The 1025-nt window shown below is 60.6% G+C and carries 2 protein-coding genes; both read right to left on the bottom strand.

Annotated elements, in window-relative coordinates:
• Nucleotides 1-783: chemotaxis protein (locus AC097L_RS26390; protein ID WP_479589645.1), on the bottom strand; the 783-nt coding region annotated here is incomplete at its 3' end.
• Between the two features lie 60 nt (nucleotides 784-843).
• On the bottom strand, nucleotides 844-1025 hold a 182-nt coding region (locus tag AC097L_RS26385), incomplete at its 5' end, for a 3D domain-containing protein (RefSeq protein WP_479589644.1).

Raw genomic sequence — 1025 nt, 5'->3', positions numbered from 1 at the left:
CGTCAGCGTAAAGCCATCCATCTCGGGCATTTCCAGGTCGGTCAGCACCAGCGCCACTTTGTCCTTGACGGTTTTGCCTTCGGCCACCGCCTGGGCCGAGATCGTCTGCAAACGCTCCCAGGCTTCCTTGCCGGTCTTGGTCATGATGTAGGGCACGTCCATCGCCTTGAGGCCTTGCTCGATCATCATCCGCGCCACGGCCGAGTCATCGGCGGCAAGGATCACGGTACCGGGCGGCAGTTTCAGTTTGGGGATGACAGCCGCATCCTGGATCGCCTGATGCTCCCGGGGAAAGACGTCGCGCAAAATCTGCTCGACGCCCAGCACCTGCGCCAGGCGGCTGCCTTCGGCATTGCCGTCCAGTCGCGCAATGCTGGTGACCAGGCCACCACCCGTGCCTTCGGCCGAGAGCACCTGCTTCCATTCCAGGCGAACAATTTCGTTCACTTCTTCCACGGCAAACGCTTGGGTGGTGCGCGCAAATTCGGTGACCAGCAAAATGCCCAGTCCCTTGGTGGGGTTGCAGCCCGTGATCGCCGGCAGATTGATCACCGGGATCATTTGGCCGCGGATATTGGCAACGCCCATCACGCTGGGCGGCGCGTTGGCAATGGCGGTGATCTCGGGCATGACCAGAATCTCCCGAACCTTGAACACGTTGATGCCAAACAACTCACGCCGATTCGTGCCCGGCGCTTCGCCCAAGCGGAACAACAGCAGCTCGAACATGCTGTTGCCCGCCAGATTGGTCCGTTCGTCGATGTCGCGCATGGATGTGTTCATGGATTCGTTCGTTGTGGGTGACTTAGCCTGCTGAAGGAATCTGTGACAGGTTTACCCCCTCTATTTCGGCCAAAGCACCCAAAGATTGAGTGCTTGCTTGAGGCGACCCGCAAATTCACCCGCCGCCGTGCCCGAGCCCGCAAAATAGTCAGCCCGTACCGCCCCCACAATGGCGCTGCCGGTGTCCTGCGCCAGCACCAGTTTTTGCAGTTTGACTGTGGGGCCACTGGAGGCCAGCCACA

This window comes from Rhodoferax sp. RT5P35 (assembly GCF_056521385.1).
This window is presented reverse-complemented; position numbering and strand designations above follow the sequence as displayed.